This is a genomic window from Streptomyces sp. NPDC098101 (assembly GCF_044760185.1).
Classification (GTDB): domain Bacteria; phylum Actinomycetota; class Actinomycetes; order Streptomycetales; family Streptomycetaceae; genus Streptomyces.
This window is the reverse complement of record NZ_JBIWAS010000003.1, coordinates 454,516-470,308: the sequence shown is the minus strand read 5'-3', so window position 1 is coordinate 470,308 and position 15,793 is coordinate 454,516. Positions and strand designations below refer to the sequence as shown.

General features: G+C 74.2%; 12 protein-coding genes. 3 read left to right on the top strand and 9 right to left on the bottom strand.

Annotated features, from left to right (window positions below; translation table 11 throughout):
* Window positions 1–55 precede the first annotated feature (55 nt).
* The gene (locus tag ACIQVI_RS15135) at window positions 56–916 is read right to left on the bottom strand and encodes a bifunctional methylenetetrahydrofolate dehydrogenase/methenyltetrahydrofolate cyclohydrolase (RefSeq protein WP_351970092.1); all 861 of its coding nucleotides are present in this window, start codon (window positions 914–916) and stop codon (window positions 56–58) included.
* A gap of 250 nt (window positions 917–1,166) precedes the next feature.
* Here ACIQVI_RS15135 and ACIQVI_RS15130 point away from each other — a divergent pair, with 250 nt between their 5' ends.
* Window positions 1,167–1,817, top strand: coding sequence for an RDD family protein (locus tag ACIQVI_RS15130; protein ID WP_351970091.1), 651 nt, complete (start codon window positions 1,167–1,169; stop codon window positions 1,815–1,817).
* Window positions 1,818–1,890: 73 nt separating this feature from the next.
* On the opposite strand, the gene ACIQVI_RS15125 is transcribed toward ACIQVI_RS15130, so the two are convergent.
* The 3 genes from ACIQVI_RS15125 to purN all read right to left on the bottom strand — a co-directional run bounded on the left by ACIQVI_RS15125 (window position 1,891) and on the right by purN (window position 5,693).
* Entirely contained in the window at window positions 1,891–3,408 is a 1,518-nt protein-coding gene (locus ACIQVI_RS15125; RefSeq protein ID WP_403595498.1) for a DUF2079 domain-containing protein, read from the bottom strand.
* Window positions 3,409–3,523: 115 nt separating this feature from the next.
* On the bottom strand, window positions 3,524–5,089 hold the full coding sequence (gene purH, locus ACIQVI_RS15120; protein ID WP_351974307.1) for a bifunctional phosphoribosylaminoimidazolecarboxamide formyltransferase/IMP cyclohydrolase: 1,566 nt from the start codon (window positions 5,087–5,089) through the stop codon (window positions 3,524–3,526).
* Entirely contained in the window at window positions 5,064–5,693 is a 630-nt protein-coding gene (purN, locus tag ACIQVI_RS15115; protein ID WP_365542447.1) for a phosphoribosylglycinamide formyltransferase, read from the bottom strand. Before purN ends, purH begins: the two co-directional genes overlap by 26 nt.
* A 275-nt stretch (window positions 5,694–5,968) precedes the next feature.
* Here purN and ACIQVI_RS15110 point away from each other — a divergent pair, with 275 nt between their 5' ends.
* Complete coding sequence (locus ACIQVI_RS15110; RefSeq protein WP_351972160.1) at window positions 5,969–6,715, top strand: hypothetical protein; 747 nt, start codon at window positions 5,969–5,971, stop codon at window positions 6,713–6,715.
* Between the two features lie 7 nt (window positions 6,716–6,722).
* Here the strand turns inward: ACIQVI_RS15110 and ACIQVI_RS15105 are convergent, their stop codons facing one another.
* Window positions 6,723–8,291, bottom strand: coding sequence for a DUF6350 family protein (locus tag ACIQVI_RS15105; RefSeq protein ID WP_403595493.1), 1,569 nt, complete (start codon window positions 8,289–8,291; stop codon window positions 6,723–6,725).
* A 119-nt stretch (window positions 8,292–8,410) separates the two neighbouring features.
* On the opposite strand from ACIQVI_RS15105, the gene ACIQVI_RS15100 reads away from it, so the two are divergent.
* Window positions 8,411–9,709 carry a sigma factor-like helix-turn-helix DNA-binding protein gene (locus ACIQVI_RS15100; RefSeq protein ID WP_403595490.1) on the top strand — a complete coding sequence of 433 codons (1,299 nt, stop codon included), beginning with the start codon at window positions 8,411–8,413 and terminating at the stop codon, window positions 9,707–9,709.
* Between the two features lie 80 nt (window positions 9,710–9,789).
* Here ACIQVI_RS15100 and sucD read toward each other — a convergent pair whose 3' ends face one another.
* The 4 genes from sucD to ACIQVI_RS15080 form a co-directional block, all read right to left on the bottom strand.
* A complete protein-coding gene (gene sucD / locus ACIQVI_RS15095) occupies window positions 9,790–10,674 on the bottom strand; it encodes a succinate--CoA ligase subunit alpha (protein ID WP_121833822.1) in 885 nt (294 codons plus the stop codon).
* Between the two features lie 20 nt (window positions 10,675–10,694).
* Window positions 10,695–11,873, bottom strand: a complete 1,179-nt coding sequence (gene sucC / locus ACIQVI_RS15090; protein WP_351972157.1) for an ADP-forming succinate--CoA ligase subunit beta — start codon at window positions 11,871–11,873, stop codon at window positions 10,695–10,697.
* A gap of 409 nt (window positions 11,874–12,282) precedes the next feature.
* Window positions 12,283–13,521 carry a VWA domain-containing protein gene (locus ACIQVI_RS15085; RefSeq protein ID WP_403595486.1) on the bottom strand — a complete coding sequence of 413 codons (1,239 nt, stop codon included), beginning with the start codon at window positions 13,519–13,521 and terminating at the stop codon, window positions 12,283–12,285.
* Window positions 13,518–15,719, bottom strand: coding sequence for a DUF5682 family protein (locus tag ACIQVI_RS15080; protein WP_403595483.1), 2,202 nt, complete (start codon window positions 15,717–15,719; stop codon window positions 13,518–13,520). The genes ACIQVI_RS15085 and ACIQVI_RS15080 overlap by 4 nt, the downstream gene beginning before the upstream one ends.
* Window positions 15,720–15,793: the final 74 nt, after the last annotated feature.

The window sequence follows — 15,793 nt, the reverse complement described above, 5'->3', positions numbered from 1 at the left end:
GGTGGGCGGCCGTCGGCGCGGTCCGCGGCGCATCCGGAGGCTCCCGGACGCCACGTCAGAGCGCCGCGGCCGCGCGCTCGGCGGCCTCGACGACGTTGACGAGGAGCTGCGCGCGGGTCATCGGGCCCACGCCGCCCGGGTTCGGGGAGATCCAGCCGGCGACCTCGGCGACGCCCGGGTGCACGTCGCCGACGATCTTCCCCTCGGCATTGCGCGAGACGCCGACGTCGAGGACGGCCGCGCCCGGCTTCACGTCCTCCGGCTTGATCAGGTGCGGCACGCCGGCCGCCGCGACGACGATGTCGGCGTTCCGCAGGTGCGCCGCGAGGTCCCGGGTGCCGGTGTGGCACTGGGTCACGGTCGCGTTCTCGGAGCGGCGGGTGAGCAGCAGCGGCATCGAGCGCCCGATGGTGACGCCGCGCCCGACGACCACGACCTCGGCGCCGTTGATCTCGACGCCGTGGCGGCGCAGCAGGGTGATGACGCCGTTGGGCGTGCAGGGCAGCGGGGCGGGCTCGTTGAGCACCAGGCGGCCGAGGTTGGTGGGGTGCAGCCCGTCCGCGTCCTTCTCCGGGTCCATCAGCTCCAGGACGCGGTTCTCGTCGATGCCCTTGGGCAGCGGGAGCTGGACGATGTAGCCGGTGCACTCCGGGTCCTCGTTGAGCTCCCGTACGACCGCCTCGATCTCCTCCTGGGTGGCGGTGCCGGGCAGCGTGCGCTGGAGGGAGGCGATGCCGACCTCCGCGCAGTCCCGGTGCTTTCCGGCCACGTACTTCTGGCTGGCCGGGTCGTCGCCGACGAGGAGGGTGCCGAGGCCGGGCGTGACGCCCTTTTCCTTGAGGGCCGCCACACGGACGGTCAGATCGGACTTGATCGCGGCTGCGGTGGCCTTGCCATCGAGAATCTGGGCGCTCATGGAGCCATCTTCCCGGATGCCCCCCGCCTTGTTCCAATTCGCTCGCACCGAGGGGCTCCGGACCCGGAACGGAAGGTTGCACTTGCACAACTCCGGGACCTTTCGACTGGACAAAAAGTCGACGTTGCGACGACGATGATCCGCGCAGCACCGCGGAAAGTGCCGGGGGGAAATCCGCTCAAACGCCGTGAAAGTCCTCCGCGCGGGCCGCGTCGTCCCCGCACAGAGAAATTCACGGAGGAATCCCGCGATGAGCTTCGGCGACCCGAACAACCCCTACGGCCAGCCCCAGGGACAGGGCCAGCAGCCCGGGTACGGCTACCCGCAGGGCCAGCAGCCCGGTTACGGCTACCCCCAGCAGGCCCCGCAGGGCGTGCCGCCGCAGCAGGGTTACGGCTACCCGGCCGCCCCGCCGGTCTCCCCGTACGCCGGTGGCGGTTACCCGGGCGCGGGCGGCTACGGAAACGTCCCGCCGCTGGCGCACTGGGGCTGGCGCGTCCTGTCCCGCCTGATCGACAGCGCCATCATGCTGGTGCCGTACTACATCCTCGCCGGCGTCGGCGCCGCGATGGGCGGCAACAGCAGCAGCAGCGGCGAGGACGGCCTCGCGGTGATCCTCACCCTGATCGGCTTCGTCTACCTGGTCTTCATGTTCTTCTTCCAGATCTACAAGGAGGGCGCGACGGGCCAGACGATCGGCAAGAAGATCGTCGGCACCCGGACGCTGCGCGAGGAGGACGGCCGCCCGCTCGGCTTCGGCAAGGCGTTCCTGCGCCAGCTGGCGCACTTCCTCGACGGCATCGCCTGCTACATCGGCTACCTGTGGCCGATCTGGGACTCCAAGAAGCAGACCTTCGCGGACAAGGTCTGCAGCACCCTCGTCGTCAAGGAGAACGGCTGACACCGGGCCGGCACCGAAACGCGGAGGGCCCCGGACACCGATCGGTGTCCGGGGCCCTCCGCGTTTCGGCGGGTCACCGGCGCTTCAGGACCGCGAATCCGTCCGAGCGGTGCGTGAGTTCGTACCGGGCCCCCGGATGCAGTCGCGAAGCCAGCTGCACCGGGTCCGAGGCCTGCTGCGACCAGCCGCGCAGGTCGTAGAGGAGGTAGTCGGGGTCGACGTCCTGGGAGGACCCCGCCCAGTAGACCCGGTGGTCCGCCGTGAGGTGGGCGAGGAGCGAGACGTCCGTCTCCACGCTCGCCCCCTCCGGCACCGCGGCCACGGCGGCCCGCGCCTGCGCGACCCGCGCGTCCTCCCGGTACGTCTCCGGCTTCAGCAGCTCGCTCAGCGGCAGGTTCGCGGCGAGGACGAGCGCGACCGCCGTCGCCACCGGGACGACGACCTTCCCGTACGAGACGAGCCAGGCGCGCGGCGAGGTGCGCACCGCGCGGGCGCCGTCCACGAGGGCCAGGAAGACGACCGGCATGAGGACCGCGCTGTAGTGCCAGAGCATTCCCCAGTGGTTGGGGTCCTGGGAGAGGAAGCGCCAGCCCAGGGTCGGCAGGACGAGCAGGACCAGCGGGGAGCGCAGGGCGAGGAAGCCGGTGATCGCGAGCAGGTAGAGGACCATCTCCCAGCGCTCGCCCGAGCCGAGGGCGTCGGCGACGACCTGCCCGAAGGAGGTGTCGGTCCCCTCGCCCGTCTTCTCCAGCTTCGACCAGTAGTCGTACTGGCCGAGGCTGCTCGCCGCCGGGATGAGGACCAGGACCGTGAGGGCGAAGGCGGAGACGCCGAAGGCGGCCAGGGCGGCGCCGAGCTGTCTGCTCCCCTTGAGGAAGAGGACCGCGCCGACCATGGCGACGGTGAGCCCCATGTCCTCCTTGACGAGGATCAGCGGGATCGCCCAGGAGGCGGCCAGGGACCAGCGGCCGAGGATCAGGGCCCGGCAGGTCAGGGCGAGCAGCGGGACGGCGAAGGCGATCTCGTGGAAGTCGGACTTCACCGCCTCCTGGAGCCCCCAGGAGAGGCCGTACGCGACCGTGAGCCCGAGGCCCACGGCCCGGCTGCCGAGGACCTGCTGCGCGGTGCGGCCGACGACGACGGACGAGGCGGCGAAGAGCGCGGCCTGCGCGAAGAGCAGGGCGACCGGCGAGGGCCAGATCCAGTACAGCGGCGCGAGGAGGGCGGTGACCGGACTGAAGTGGTCCCCGAGGATCGGGAAGCCGGGCCCCTTTATGTCGACGAGCGGCGCCCGGAACTCGGCGTACGCGCGGACGGACTGCCCGAAGATCCCGAGGTCCCAGGAGGGGGTCCGGAAGTGCGCGTACTGCACCCAGGAGTACAGGAAGTAGAGGACGCACAGGACGCCCGCGACGATCAGGTACGGGCGGAGGGGCGCGGGGGCGAGGCCGTCCGGCGCTCCGGAGCCGCCCGCCTCGGGGCCGCCCGCTTCGTGGTCGCCCGTTTCGGGGGAGACGGCGGGAGCGGGGACGCCGGTGGCGGGGGTGCCCGCGACGGCCTCCTCGGGGGACTTGTTCCCTACGTCCAACATCACGTCCCCATTACCGGCGGCCGACAGAAGAGCAACCCATTAGACCAGAGACCACCCGATCGGCTGGTCGATCGACCGACCGGCCGATCGGGTGGTCCGCTGGTCCGTCCGCGACTCAGTGGAAGAAGTGCCGGGTCCCGGTGAAGTACATCGTCACGCCGGCCTTCCGCGCCGCCTCGACGACCAGCTCGTCACGGACCGAGCCGCCGGGCTGCACGACCGCCTTCACGCCGGCCGCGGTGAGGATCTCCAGGCCGTCGGGGAAGGGGAAGAAGGCGTCGGAGGCGGCGTACGAGCCGCGCGCCCGCTCCTCGCCCGCCCGCTCGACGGCCAGCTTCGCGGAGTCGACGCGGTTGACCTGGCCCATGCCGACGCCGACCGAGGCGCCGTCCTTGGCGAGCAGGATCGCGTTGGACTTGACCGCGCGGCAGGCCTTCCAGGCGAAGGACAGCTCGGCCAGCTCCTCGCCGGAGAGGGCGTCGCCGGTGGCGAGGGTCCAGTTCGCCGGGTCGTCGCCGTCGGCCTGGAGGCGGTCGGTGACCTGGAGGAGGGCGCCGCCGTCGATGGGCTTGACCTCGACCGGGTTGGCCGGGGCGCCCTCGGCGCGCAGCACGCGGATGTTCTTCTTCTTGGCCAGGACCTCGACCGCGCCGTCCTCATAGGCCGGGGCGACGATGACCTCGGTGAAGATCTCCGCGACCTGCTCGGCCAGCTCGACCGTCACCGGGCGGTTGACGGCGATGACGCCGCCGAACGCGGACAGCGGGTCGCAGGCGTGCGCCTTGCGGTGGGCCTCGGCGACGTCGGCGCCGATCGCGATGCCGCACGGGTTGGCGTGCTTGATGATCGCGACGCAGGGCTCGTCGTGGTCGTACGCGGCCCGGCGCGCGGCGTCGGTGTCCGTGTAGTTGTTGTACGACATCTCCTTGCCGTGCAGCTGCTCCGCCTCGGCCAGGCCGCCGGTGCCGTCGACGTAGAGCGCGGCGCCCTGGTGCGGGTTCTCGCCGTACCGCAGGACGTTGTTCCGCTCGTACGTGGCGCCCAGGAAGTCCGGGAAGCCGCTGTCGTCGGCGGCGGCGTAGTCATCGGCGAACCAGGAGGCCACGGCCACGTCGTACGCGGCGGTGTGCCGGAAGGCCTCGCCCGCGAGCCGCTTGCGGGCGGTCAGGTCGAAGCCGCCGGACCGGACGGCGGCGAGCACGTCGCCGTACCGCTCCGGGCTGGTGACGATGGCCACGGACGGGTGGTTCTTCGCGGCGGCGCGGACCATGGACGGGCCGCCGATGTCGATCTGCTCGACGCACTCGTCCGGGGTGGCGCCGGAGGCGACCGTCTCGCGGAACGGGTAGAGGTTCACGACGACCAGGTCGAACGGCTCCACGCCCAGCTCCGCGAGCTGCTCGCGGTGCGACTCCAGGCGCAGGTCGGCGAGGATGCCGGCGTGCACGCGCGGGTGCAGGGTCTTGACGCGCCCGTCCAGACACTCGGGGAAGCCGGTCAGCTCCTCGACCTTGGTGACGGGAACCCCGGCGGCGGCGATCTTCCCGGCGGTGGAACCGGTGGAGACGAGCTCGACACCGGCCTCGTGCAGACCGCGGGCCAGCTCTTCGAGCCCCGTCTTGTCGTAGACGCTGACCAGCGCGCGGCGGATGGGCTTAACGGTGTCCGTGTTCACCGACATGAACCTTTCGTCCCTCAATGCGGTAGCCGTGCCGGGCGAGACGCCCCACGACGTCGACGAGCAGCGAGCGCTCGACTTCCTTGATGCGCTCGTGCAGAGCGGCTTCATCGTCCGTCTCCCGCACCTCGACCACGCCCTGGGCGATGATCGGGCCGGTGTCGACGCCGTCGTCGACGAAGTGGACGGTGCACCCGGTGACCTTCGCGCCGTAGGCGAGGGCGTCGCGCACCCCGTGGGCACCGGGAAAACTGGGCAGCAGGGCCGGGTGGGTGTTGACGACCCGGCCGTCGAAGCGGGCGAGGAACTCCTTGCCGACGATCTTCATGAAGCCGGCCGAGACGACGAGGTCGGGCTCGTACGCGGCCGTCGCCTCCGTCAGGGCGCGGTCCCACTCCTCGCGGCTCGCGTGGTCCTTCACCCGGCACACGAAGGTCGGCAGCCCGGCGCGCTCGGCGCGCTCCAGACCGGCGATCCCATCGCGGTCGGCGCCGACCGCGACGACCTCCGCGCCGTACCCCTCGGGGTCGGCGGCGATGCCGTCGAGGAGGGCCTGCAGGTTGGTACCGGAACCGGAGACCAGGACGACGAGGCGGGCGGCAGCCACTGGGTCACTCTTTCCGTGGTGTTTGTGCGGTCGTACGAACGAATCGTGCCGCTCGATACGGGGAACCCTACGAATGGCTCGACCGTCAGCAACGATACCGGCACACCGGACGGCCCCCACGGGACGGGGGCGGAGCAGGGCGGTAGCGTCAGGGACCGACGCCGGACCCGGTCGGGGGACCGGGCGGCGCACGCACAGCACGAGTCAGCACGAGACAGCAGCGGAGACCACGGGTGCGGCCGTGGTCGAGACGACAGAGGGAAGACGTTCAGCAGATGCCGGAACGCCAGTCCACGGACGACAACAACCCGTTCGCGCCGCCGCCCGAGGGCCGGCCGGACCAGCCGTGGCAGCCGCGGCGACCGGAGGGCCCGGACGACGACGCGTCCGGGACCCCGGACCCGTCGGGCCCGTCCGACGGCCGCTGGAGCCCGCGCCAGCCGGGCCCCTCCGGGGACGGCTTCGGGCGCGGACCCGAGCGCCAGGGCGGTCAGGGCGGCCAGGGCGGGCCGGGGCAGGGCGGATCCGGGCGCGGCCCGGGGCTCCGCTGGGACCCGAAGGACCCGGCACAGCGGCGGGCGCGGTACGCGATCCTCGCCGGCATGTGGGGCTTCTTCTTCGCCCTCTTCGAGATCCCGGAGCTGGCGCTGCTCCTCGGCGCCCTCGGCCTCTACTGGGCGATCAGCTCGCTGCGCGCGAAGCCGAAGCGGGACGGGCAGCGGGCGGCGGACGGGACCGGCGGGGCGGCCGGAGTGTCGCCGACGTCACAGCCGGCGTCCCAGCCCTCGGGACAGGGCGCCTCCCCGGCGGCCGCCCCGCTGCGGGCGATGCGGACGGCCGCGATCAGCGGTCTGGTCGCGTCGAGCGTGGCCCTGGCGATCGTGGCGGGCGGCTTCACCATGCAGATCGTCTACCGCGACTTCTACGAGTGCCGCGACGACGCCCTCACCCAGGCGGGCCGGCTGGCCTGCAACGACCTCCTGCCGAAGCCGCTGCGGGCGGGCTTCGGGGTCCGGGAGTAGCGGGGTCCTAGGCGTCCGGGTTTTTGGAGTCCGGGTCCGGGTCCGGCTTCGGTCGTGGCTCCGGGGAGGGCTCCCAGGCCGCCGGGAGGAAGTCGTACGGCTCGTAGCCGGTGTCCCCGAAGGGGTCGCCGTACGCGCTCCCGTACGGCTTCCCGTACGAGCCGCCGTACAGCTCGTCGTCGTACGGGTCCTCGTGCGGGGCGCCGCCGGGGGCCGGGATCCCGGTGGTCGCCGCTCCGGTCCGCCGGAGGCGGCCCCACTTCGGGGCCGGGATCCATGCCGGGCGCCACCACCCCTTCCGGGCGGGCTCCTGTTCGCCGGAGGCCTCCGTCCTCTTGAGGTCCGGCGCGTCCGGCGCGGGCGCCGGAGCCGGTACGCGCTTCGGTCGCGGCGAGCGGCGGCCCCAGGCCCGTACCCCCAGCGCGGCCGGAAGGCCCGCGCAGGCCCCCCACAGCACCGCCGCCGCGCCCGCCTGCCAGCCCACCGGGCCGAACGCGGACAGCCGGCCGGAGCCCAGCGGGCCGCCCGCCGCCGTCGCGAGGACGGCGACGGCCGCGCCGCACGCCCCCGCCGCGCCCAGGACCGTCAGCGCCGTGTCGCGGGCCGTCCAGGTCCGCGCCGAGCGGCCCACCCGGTGCCCCAGGAGCACGGCCGCGACCAGCGGGACCGCCGTGACCGCCCAGTGGAGCCAGGTCCCGCGCCCCTCGGCGGGCACCGCCGCCAGGAGCGGGAAGGGCGGCACGGCCGGGTCCCCGGCGAGGCCCAGCGGGGTGGCGAGGGCGCCCGTGCCGAGGGCGAAGCCGGGCCCGAGCCCGTACGCCGCTCCCCACACGGCCGCGTTCGGCAGCAGCGCCAGGACGAGCAGCAGGACCACCGCCCGTCCCGACCACTCCCCCGCCAGGCCCAGGAACACGGTCTGCGCCCGGCCCGCGTGCCAGACCGTCGAGGCCGCGGCGGCGACCGCGCCGCCGACGAGCAGCGTCCCGAGCCCGAGCCCCGCCGCCCGTGCGAGGACCGCCCGGCGCGGCCCGGGGAAGGAGCGGCCGAGCGCCGTCCAGACCCCCGTCCCGGCCGCTCCGGCGACGACGAGGGGCGGCCAGAGCCCGGCCGTGACCAGGTCTGCGGGCAGCGGACCGCTCTCGCTGTAGAGCACGACCACCGCCGTGACCAGCAGATATCCCCCGGCCACCGAGGCGGCCGCGCCGCTCGGCGAGGGGCGCGGCCGGTCCCGGGCTCCGGCGCCCGGGTCGAGGGTGTCGCGGGCGGCCCGGTGGACGAGCCAGACGGGCAGGGCGGTCAGGAGGAGCGGGACGACGCCGAGGGGCGCGGGCAGTCCGGAGAGGGTGTCCGTGCGGATCAGCTCCACGCCGTGGGCGAGCAGCCAGAGCCCGGCGGCGGCGTGGAGGACGTCGCCGGGGCCGCCGTCGGGGAACGGGGAACTGACCCAGGCCGCGATCACCAGGACCGCGAGGACGCCGAGGCCGAGGCCGGCGGCGACCCCGCCCCGGACGCAGGCGGCGGCGAGGGCGGCGGAGCGCCCGCCCTGGACCAGGGGTTGCTGGGTCACGTGGGTCACGGGGCCATGCTCCCAACGACACGCGCTTTCGCCGCGTAACAGGCAAACATCCGTTGTGTCGCTCAAGATACGTTTATGTACTTTTCCGCCCAGAGAAGCTCTGCGGGAGGTCGACGCCGATGAGCCGGAGCACCGCGGATTCCACTCCCTCCGTCACCCTGCCGGGCCCCAAGGAGCGGCGCAGGTTGCGCGAGGCCCTCGCCCTGAGCGAGGAGCAGGTCGCCGAGGCCATGGGCGTCACGAAAGCCACGGTCAAGGCGTGGGAGACCGGGCGCTCGGCGCCCCGGGGCCGCAAGCGCGAGGCGTACGCGAGGCTGCTCGGCGCGGGCGGGCCCTCGGGCCCGTCTCCGTCCGCGGCCCCCACCGGGCAGGCGGAAGCGGCTTCCGGGCCCGCCCTCACTCCTTCGGCCCCCTCCTCCCCGGTTTCCTCCCGGCCGCCCGCCGACCGGGCCGGCGACGGGGTCTCCCTGCCGGCGGAACGCCTGAAACCGGAGACGCCGGAGAAGGCCGAGGTGGTGGAGCCGGCCGCATCGACAGCACCGACCGCACCGACCGCACCAGCGGCATCGGCATCGGCATCGGCATCGGGCGAGGGTCCCGTCGAGTCCGGCGGGCTCACCCCCGAGGAGGCGTTCGACGCGCTCTACGCGCACGCCGCTCCCGGTCTCGTCCACCAGACGTACCTGCTCACCGGGCGCCGGGCGCTCTCCCGCGAGGCCGTCGAGCGCGCCTTCCAGCAGGCGTGGCAGCGCTGGCCCGAGGTCGCGGTCGACGCGGACCCGGTGGGCTGGGTGCGGGCGGCGGCGTACGAGTACGCCCTCTCGCCCTGGCACCGGCTGCGCCGCGCCCACAAGCACCCCGACGCCCCGCCCGCCGGGGCGGGCCGCGGGGAGCGGGAGCTGCTCTCCGCGCTGCTCGAACTGCCACCGGCGTACCGCCGCACCGTGCTGCTCTACGACGGGCTCGGCCTCGACCTGCCGGACACGGCGGCCGAGACGGAGGCGAGCACCCCCGCCGCCGCCAACCGGCTGCTGCACGCGCGCACGGTCCTCGGGAAGCGGGACCCCGACCTGGCCGAGCCCGAGGAGCTGCACCGGCGGCTGAACGCGCTGGTCACGGAGGCGCCGACGGCGGCGCTCCCGGCGGCCCGCGCGGTCCGGACCGGCAGCGACCACCGGATCCGCGCCTGGACGCGGGCGGTGGTCGGCGTGACGGCCGTCCTCGTCGTGATGACCGGCGTCACGGCGGTGACCGCGCCGACCCGGTACATCCCGGTGAACGCCCCGGGCGAGACCGTCAACGGGGTGCCGGTGCGCGGCGGCCCGGAGAAGCTCAGGCCCGAGGACGTGAAGCTCCGCGACCGCCTGCGCTCCGAGCCGAACCCGGGCCCCGAGCGCCTGGTCCCGCTGGCCGGATAGCCGCCCTCGTACGCGAGCGGGCCCCGCCCCCGCCCGGTTTCCCGGGAGGGGCGGGGCCCGCTCGCTGCGCGGTGGCGGCGTCAGCCCGCGAGGATCGCGCGCGCCAGCTTGGCCGTCTCGGTCGGCGTCTTGCCGACCTTGACGCCCGCGGCCTCCAGGGCCTCCTTCTTCGCCTGGGCGGTGCCGGAGGAGCCGGAGACGATGGCGCCGGCGTGGCCCATGGTCTTGCCCTCGGGCGCGGTGAAGCCCGCGACGTAGCCGACGACCGGCTTGGTGACGTTGGCCTTGATGAAGTCGGCCGCACGCTCCTCGGCGTCGCCGCCGATCTCGCCGATCATCACGATCAGGTCGGTCTCCGGGTCGGCCTCGAAGGCCGCCAGGGCGTCGATGTGCGTGGTGCCGATGACCGGGTCGCCACCGATGCCGACGGCGGACGAGAAGCCGATGTCACGGAGCTCGTACATCATCTGGTAGGTCAGCGTGCCGGACTTCGAGACCAGGCCGATGCGGCCCGGCTTCGTGATGTCGCCCGGGATGATGCCGGCGTTGGACTGGCCTGGGGTGATGAGACCGGGGCAGTTCGGGCCGATGAGGCGGGTCTTGTTGCCCTTCTCCACGGCGTACGCGTAGAACGCGGCGGAGTCGTGGACGGCGATGCCCTCGGTGATGACGACCGCGAGGGGGATCTCGGCGTCGATGGCCTCGACGACGGCGGCCTTCGCGAAGGCCGGCGGCACGAAGAGGACCGAGACGTTGGCGCCGGTCTCCTTGATGGCCTCGGCGACGGTGCCGAAGACCGGTACCTCGGTGCCGTCGAAGTCGACCTTGGTGCCGGCCTTGCGCGGGTTCACGCCGCCGACGATGTTGGTGCCGTCACCCAGCATGAGCTTGGTGTGCTTCATGCCCGTGGCACCGGTCATGCCCTGGACGATGACCTTGCTGTCCTTGTTGAGGAAGATAGCCATGGCTCTGGTTCCCTCGTCCCTTACTTCGCAGCCGCGAGCTCGGCGGCCTTGTCGGCCGCTCCGTCCATGGTGTCCACGCGCTGCACCAGCGGGTGGTTGGCGTCCGACAGGATCTTGCGACCCAGCTCGGCGTTGTTGCCGTCGAGGCGCACGACCAGCGGCTTGGTGACCTCTTCGCCCTTGGAGGCGAGCAGCTCCAGGGCCTGGACGATGCCGTTGGCGACCTCGTCACAGGCGGTGATGCCGCCGAAGACGTTGACGAACACGGACTTGACGTCCGGGTCGCCCAGGATGATCTCCAGGCCGTTCGCCATGACCTCGGCGGAGGCGCCGCCGCCGATGTCGAGGAAGTTGGCCGGCTTCACGCCGCCATGGTTCTCACCGGCGTACGCGACGACGTCCAGGGTCGACATGACCAGGCCGGCGCCGTTGCCGATGATGCCGACCTCGCCGTCGAGCTTGACGTAGTTGAGGCCCTTGGCCTTGGCCGCGGCCTCGAGCGGGTTGGCCGCCGCCTTGTCCTCCAGGGCCTCGTGCTCCGGCTGGCGGAAGTCGGCGTTCTCGTCGAGCGAGACCTTGCCGTCGAGGGCCAGGATGCGGCCGTCCTTGGTCTTCACCAGCGGGTTGACCTCGACGAGGAGGGCGTCCTCGGCGACGAAGGTGTCCCACAGGGTGACCAGGACCTCGGCGACGCCCTCGGCGACGTCGGCCGGGAACTTCGCCTGGGCGACGATCTCGCGGGCCTTCTCCAGGGTGACGCCGTCGTTGGCGTTGACGGGGACCTTCGCGAGGGCCTCGGGGGTCTTCTCCGCGACCTCCTCGATGTCCATGCCGCCCTGCACCGAGGCCATGGCCAGGAAGGTGCGGTTGGTGCGGTCGAGGAGGTACGAGACGTAGTACTCGGCCTCGATCTCCGGGGACAGCTCGGCGATCATCACCTTGTGGACCGTGTGGCCCTTGATGTCCATCCCGAGGATGTCCGTCGCGCGGGCGACGGCCTCGTCCGGGGTGGCGGCCAGCTTCACGCCGCCGGCCTTGCCGCGGCCGCCGACCTTCACCTGCGCCTTGACGACCGACTTGCCGCCAAGACGCTCGGTGGCCTCGCGCGCCGCCTCAGGCGTGTCGATGACTTCACCGGCCAGCACCGGTACACCGTGCTTGGCGAAGAGGTCCCTCGCCTGGTACTCGAACAGGTCCACGCGCGTCCGTCCCTTTTCTGATGATCGCGGTTCGTTGTCTGCGTGGGCGTGCCGCGAAGGGCAACGTGACTGCTCTGTCACAAGGGAGGCGTACACGGTGACCGTGGACGCGGCATGTCCGTCTCGCAGGTTATCGCCGTGTGCCGTGGGTCCCTAAATCGCAGATCACAGGAGAGCGGTGATACGGGTCACAGGCCGTAGGGGCGGCGGGACGGTCCGCTGGAGGCCGGGGAGGGCCGTCCGCGGCGGTCGTGGCAGGCGGGGCTTGGGGTTCCGGCCGCTCACGGCGCGCGGGGCGGCGGAGTGAGGGGCGTCCGGGGGCCGCTGTGATATGGAACTCAGTCGCTCTCCGTCCACTCGTGCGGGTGGTCCGCGACGACGGATTCCGCACTCCCGGGTGCCTCCGGGATCAGGCGGCCGGTATCGGCAGGGGACGCTTCTCCAGGGCGGCCGCCATGACCTCCGGGAAGAGGTCGGGGGTGCAGGCGAAGGCGGGGACGCCGAGCGCGGCGAGGGCCGCCGCGTGGTCGCGGTCGTAGGCGGGGGTGCCCTCGTCGGAGAGCGCGAGCAGGGCCACGAACTGCGTGCCGGAGGCCTTCATCGCCGCGACCCGCCCGAGCATCTCGTCGCGGATGCCGCCCTCGTACAGGTCGCTGACGAGGACGACGACGGTGTCGGCGGGGCGGGTGATCCGCGCCTGGCAGTGGGCGAGGGCGCGGTTGATGTCGGTGCCGCCGCCGAGGCGGGTGCCGAAGAGGACGTCGACCGGGTCGTCGAGCCGGTCGGTCAGGTCGACGACGGAGGTGTCGAAGACGACGAGGCGGGTGGCGATCGTCCGCATCGAGGCGAGCACCGCGGCGAAGACGGAGGCGTGGACGACGGAGGCCGCCATGGAGCCGGACTGGTCGACGCAGAGCACGACCTCCTTGCGCACGCCCCGGGCGGCGCGGGCGTGGCCGACGAGCCGCTCGGGGACGACCGTGCGGTGCTCGGGCAGGTGGTTCTTGAGGTTGGCGCGGATGGTGCGGTCCCAGTCGATGTCCCGGTGGCGGGGCCGGGCGGTCCGGGCGGAGCGGTCGAGCGCACCGGTGAGGGTGGCGCGGGTGCGGGCGGCGAGGCGCCCCTCCAGGTCGTCGACGACCTTGCGCACGACGGCGCGGGCGGTCTCCCGGGTGGTCTCGGGCATGGCCTCGCGGAGGGAGAGGAGGGTGCCGACGAGGTGCACGTCGGGCTCGACGGCCGCCAGCATCTCGGGCTCCAAGAGGAGGGTGGCGAGGCCGAGCCGGTCGATGGCGTCGCGCTGCATGACCTGGACGACGGAGGCGGGGAAGTACGTGCGGATGTCGCCGAGCCAGCGGGCGACGGAGGGCGCGGAGGCGCCGAGCCCGGCCGTGCGGCCCCGCCCGGCGGCGTCCCGGCCCCGGTCACGATCGCGGTCATGGTCGCGGTCGCGGTCGTCCGGGCTCCGGCCGTAGAGGGCGGTGAGGGCCTTGTCCACGGCGGCGTCGGTCCCGGTGAGCGCGCGTCCGGTGCCGTCGGCGTCGTCCCCGCCGAGGACGAGCCGCCAGCGGCGCAGCCGCTCGTCGGCGGGGTCGGGGAGCGCGGGCGTCGTGGGGTTCGTGGGAGGCGCGGGCGTCGTGGGGTTCATGCGGGGGCCTCCGTGCCGAGGACGAGGTGGAGGAGGGGGAGGACGGCGTCCGCGCGCTCCCGGTCGGGGACGGGGTCGAAGCCGGGCGCGCCGGGCGCGGAGGCGCCGGGGCCGCCCGCGCCCGGCCCCCGGGCGGCCAGCTCGCCGAGGGTGCGGCGCACGCCCGGCTCGTACGCGGAGAAGGTGCGGCGCAGCAGGGGCAGCACGTCGGTGAACGCCCCGGCCGGTACGGAGGTGAGCCAGGCGTCGACGAGGCCGCGGAGGCGCTCGTCGTGGACGAGGAGCAGCCCGCCGCCGGAGGCGGCGCCGGCGAAGCCCTCGATCCAGGCGGCGGCGTCGGGCGGCGGGGCGCCGGGCGAGAGGGCGCGGCCCATGAGGAGGGCGGCCCCGTCGTCGGGGATCCGCCCCTCGTCGAGGAGGAGCCGGGCGGCCCGGCCCCGGAGGAGGCCGGGCACCCGGTCGTGCCCGGCGATCCGGTGCAGGGCGCCGGTCCAGCGCTCGCGGATCCCCTCGGCGCCGGGCAGCAGGCCGAGGGCCCGGTGGACCTCGTCGATCCGCTCGCGCAGGGAGGCGGCGGCGTCGGGGTCGAGTCCGGCGCAGGCGGGCGGCAGGCCGACGCGGATCCGCTCGGCGAGTCCGGCGGCGACCTCGCCGAGGGCGGCGGTGTCGGTGCCCCGGACGTCGCCGTAGCGCAGGGAGCGGGCGAGGGCCGGGAGGGCCCGGGCGAGGTGGGTGACGTCGGTGTCGAGCGCGGCCCGGTCCGCGAGGGCCCGCATGACGGCGGGGAGCGCGTCGGCGAGCCCGGCGAGGAGGCAGTCCTCGGCGAGGGCGGTGACGTCGGCGAGGGCGGTGGCGTCCCGGGCGCGGGCCTCGGCCCGGGCGGTGGCGGCGGCCTCGACGGTGGTGCCCCAGACGCCGGCCTCGGCGACCCGGACGTGCAGCTCGGGCTCCCAGCGCAGCCGCCAGGTCTCGCGGAAGGTGCCGGTGCCGGTCCGGCCGGCGGCCGGCTCGCCCCAGGGGACGCCGAGGAGCCGCAGCCGGTGCAGCAGGCGGCTGCGATCGCCGTCCGTCTCCTTGCGCAGGTCGAGCGCGAGTTCGCGCTCCTCCGCCTCGGGCTTGAGGCGCAGGGTGCGCTGGTGCCGGGTCAGGTCGCGCTGGAGGGGGACGGCGGGGGCGCCCTCGGGCACCTCCCCGAGGACGTCCCCGACGACGAGACGGTCCCGGACGAGGTCGAGCGGTACGTCGGAGCCCTCGCAGAGGACGGCGCGGACGGCGTCGGTCGTCTCGTCGAGGCCGGGGCGCGGGCGGCCGCGCAGGGCGGCGAGGGCCTCGGCGAGCCGGACGGCCTCGATGACGTGGGCGGAGGAGACGGGGTGGTCCTCGGCCCTGAGGAGCCCGGCGACCCGGGTCATCCAGCGCTCGACGGGCCGGTCGGGGGCGGTGAAGAGGTGCGCGTACCAGCCGGGGGCGTCGATGCCCGCGCCGTAGCCGGAGCGGCGGGCGAGCCTGCGGTGGGTCCAGGGGACCCAGGTCGTCCCGGTCTTCACCTTGGGCAGGCCCTTGAGGAGGGCCCGGTCGGCGGCGACGGTGGTGCGCAGGGCGAGGGCGGGGACGTGCCAGGCGCCGCAGACGACGGCGACGGAGTCCCCGAACTCCTTGCGCGCCGCGCGCAGTTTGAGCCGCATGTGCGCCTCGCGGACGAGGTCGCGGGGGTGGCCGCCGTGTCCGTACGCCTCGCGCAGGGCGCCCATGGCCTCGGCGAGGGCCCGGAAGGGGGCGGCGGGGTCGCCGTCGCCGCGCAGCTCGACGACGTCCTCCCACCAGCGCTCGGCGTCCTCGTATCCGGCGGCCCCGGCCAGTTCCGCGACGGGGTCGATCCGCGCCCCGTCCCCGGCGGCCTCCTCGTCGCCCTCGCCGTCGCCCCAGGTGGGGTCGGCGGCGAGGGTGTGCGCGGCGGGCAGGTCGACGAACCGGACGGCGGCGCCCCGGTCCAGGGCCCAGCGGATCGCGACCCACTCGGGCGAGAACTCGGCCATCGGCCAGAACGCGGCCCGTCCGGGGTCGTCCACGGCGTGGGCGAGCAGCGCGACGGGCGGCCGCATGTCCGGGTCGCCCGCGAGCTCCACCAGCGCGTCGGCCTCGGCGGGCCCCTCGATCAGCACCGCGTCGGGCCGCTCCGCCTCCAGCACGGCCCGCACCCCCCGCGCGGACCCGGGCCCGTGATGCCGCACCCCGAGCAACAGGGGCCCACGGGGTCCCGTACGGGGGGAGC

Coding starts and splice junctions, on each gene's coding strand:
- sucD (WP_121833822.1), bottom strand. CDS start 10,674: ATGGCTATCTTCCTCAACAAGGACAGCAAGGTCATCGTCCAGGGCATG.
- ACIQVI_RS15135 (WP_351970092.1), bottom strand. CDS start 916: ATGAGCGCCCAGATTCTCGATGGCAAGGCCACCGCAGCCGCGATCAAG.
- ACIQVI_RS15130 (WP_351970091.1), top strand. CDS start 1,167: ATGAGCTTCGGCGACCCGAACAACCCCTACGGCCAGCCCCAGGGACAG.
- ACIQVI_RS15110 (WP_351972160.1), top strand. CDS start 5,969: ATGCCGGAACGCCAGTCCACGGACGACAACAACCCGTTCGCGCCGCCG.
- ACIQVI_RS15085 (WP_403595486.1), bottom strand. CDS start 13,521: ATGAACCCCACGACGCCCGCGCCTCCCACGAACCCCACGACGCCCGCG.
- purH (WP_351974307.1), bottom strand. CDS start 5,089: ATGTCGGTGAACACGGACACCGTTAAGCCCATCCGCCGCGCGCTGGTC.
- ACIQVI_RS15100 (WP_403595490.1), top strand. CDS start 8,411: ATGAGCCGGAGCACCGCGGATTCCACTCCCTCCGTCACCCTGCCGGGC.
- ACIQVI_RS15125 (WP_403595498.1), bottom strand. CDS start 3,408: ATGTTGGACGTAGGGAACAAGTCCCCCGAGGAGGCCGTCGCGGGCACC.